Genomic DNA, 2,245 nt, shown 5'->3' with positions numbered 1-2,245 from the left:
GCCGGCCCGCGCGCGGGCCAGTCGCTGGTGCTGGCCGCCAAGGCGCGCGCCCTGCTCAACGGCCGTTTCGCCGCCACCCGCGACGACATCGCCGCGCTGGCCTCGCCGGTGCTGCGCCACCGCCTGCTGCTGTCGTTCGCGGCGGAGGCGGAGCAGAAGAGCGCCGACGACGTCGTGGCGGCCCTGCTGCGCGCCGTGCCGCACCCCGCGTAAGACGCCGATGTCCGGCCCGGACTTCATTCCCGCCGCGGTGCGCGCCCGGCTCAAGGACCTGCGCCTCGCCGGGCGCCGGGCCGCGGGCGGGCACGGCTTCGGCCAGCACCGCAGCCGCAGCCGCGGCGCCGGGCTGGAGTTCGCGCAATACCGCGCCTATGAACCTGGCGACGAACTGCGCCAGATCGACTGGAAGCTCTACGCGCGCTCCGACCGCTTCTTCGTGCGCGAATCCGAACGCGACAGCCCGCTCACCGCCTGGGTGCTGGTGGACGCCACCGCCTCGATGGCCCAGGGCGACGCCGCCCGCCCGGGCTGGACGCGCCTGGACGCCGCGCGTGCGCTGGCCGCCTGCGTGTTCGAACTGGCCTTGCGCCAGGGCGACCGTTTCGGCCTGGCCGCCATCAGCGGCGACGGCCTGCAGCTGGTGCCGCCCGGCGCCGGCCCGCGCCACCGCGACCGCTGCCTGCTGGAACTGCAGGGCCTGCGCGCCCGCGGCGACTGGCCCGACGAAACACGCCTGCGGCCGCTGTGGGAGCGCATCGCGGCCGGCCAGCTGGTGCTGCTGCTGGGCGACGACTTCGACGAAGGCGCCGTGGTGCTGATGGAAAAATTGTCGGCGGCGCGGCGCGAGGTGCTCAACATCCAGCTGCTCACCGCCGAGGAGCGGGACTTCCCCTTCCGCGGCGGCCATCGCTTCCGCGACCCCGAATCAGAGGCCGAACTCATCGGCGACGGCGCCGCCGCGCGCGCCGATTTCCTGGCGCGTTTCGCCGCCGCGCGCGAGGCGCTGCAGGCCCGCCTGGCCGCCAGCGGCGTGCGCCGCGTGGAATATTTCCTCGACCAGCCGCTGGACGCGCCGCTGCGCCGGCTGCTGGCCCCGCAGGCCGCGGAGCGCGCATGAGCCTGGCCTTCCCGCTGGGCCTGCTGGCGCTGCTGGGCCTGGCCCTGCCGCTGCTGGTGCACCTGGCCCGGCGCGAAGAGCAGGTGCCGACGATGTTCGCCGCGCTGCGCTGGCTGCAGGCGCGGCGCAAGCCGCAGCGGCGCTTCCGGCTGGAAGAATTCCTGCTGCTGGCGCTGCGCCTGTTGCTGGTGGCGGGGCTGGCGCTGCTGCTGGCGGCGCCCTTCCTGCGCGGCGCCACCGGCGCGCCGGCGTGGGTGCTGGTGCATCCCGCGCTGGACCCGGCGCAGGTGCAACGCGACCTGGAGACACCCGCGCACTGGCTGGCACCGGGTTTTCCGCCGCTGGAAGAACCCGCACCCGCGAATGACGTGCCGGTGGCCAGCCTGCTGCGGCAGGCGGATGGCGAGCTCGCCGCGTCCACCGCGCTGACCGTTTGGCTGCCCGAACGCGTGGCCGGTTTCGACGGCGAACGCCCGCGGCTTTCGCGCGCGGTGGCCTGGCGCACGCTGCCGGCGCCGGCCGAGCCGGCACCGACGGAATCGAAGGCCCCGCCGTTCGCGCTGGCCATCCGCCACGCCCCCGACCGTGCCGACCAGGCCCGCTGGCTGCGCGCCGCGCAAAAGGCCTGGCAGGTCGCCGCCGGTGCCGACGCGCCCACGGGCGACGCCGCCATCACCGGCACGCCGCTGCCGGAAAGCGCGCAGGCCGTGGCCTGGCTCGCGCCCGGTGACCTCCCACCCGAATTGCGCGCCTGGATCGAAGCCGGCGGCACCGCGCTGATTGCCCACGACGCCACGTGGCCGATCGCCGGCGGCGGAAAGCCCACCGACGGCGACGACAGTTGGTTCACCGAAGCCCGCCTCGGCGCCGGCCGCGTGCTGCAGCTGCACCAGCCGCTGTATGCCGAAGCCTTCCCCGCGTTGCTGGAGCCCGATTTCCCGACGCAGCTGCGCACGCGCCTCGAAGCCGCCCCGCCCGCGCCCACGCTGGCCGACGCGGCGGCCATGGCACCGCGCACCGGCGCCGACGGTTTCGAACCCGCACCGCGCCCGCTGGAACCCGGGCTGATGGCCGCGCTGGTGCTGCTGTTCGCGCTGGAGCGCTGGTTCGCCGCCAGCCCGCGCCGCG

The 2,245-nt window shown here is 75.8% G+C and carries 2 protein-coding genes and 1 pseudogene; all 3 read left to right on the top strand.

The annotated features are described in order from the left end of the window. Nucleotides 1–213: pseudogene (locus tag N790_RS03310) on the top strand (AAA family ATPase); the annotation flags it as partial. Nucleotides 214–220: 7 nt separating this feature from the next. Further along, nucleotides 221–1,117, top strand: coding sequence for a DUF58 domain-containing protein (locus N790_RS03305; RefSeq protein ID WP_043800692.1), 897 nt, complete (start codon nt 221–223; stop codon nt 1,115–1,117). After that, nucleotides 1,114–2,245: BatA domain-containing protein (locus N790_RS03300; RefSeq protein WP_043800690.1), on the top strand; the 1,132-nt coding region annotated here is incomplete at its 3' end. The genes N790_RS03305 and N790_RS03300, both read left to right, overlap by 4 nt.

Origin of the sequence: Arenimonas malthae CC-JY-1 (assembly GCF_000747075.1) — a bacterium.
Lineage (GTDB): Bacteria > Pseudomonadota > Gammaproteobacteria > Xanthomonadales > Xanthomonadaceae > Arenimonas > Arenimonas malthae.
This window is presented reverse-complemented; position numbering and strand designations above follow the sequence as displayed.

Bases quoted from the DNA above. Each gene is read 5' to 3' on its own strand.
- N790_RS03305 (WP_043800692.1), top strand. From the start codon at position 221: ATGTCCGGCCCGGACTTCATTCCCGCCGCGGTGCGCGCCCGGCTCAAG.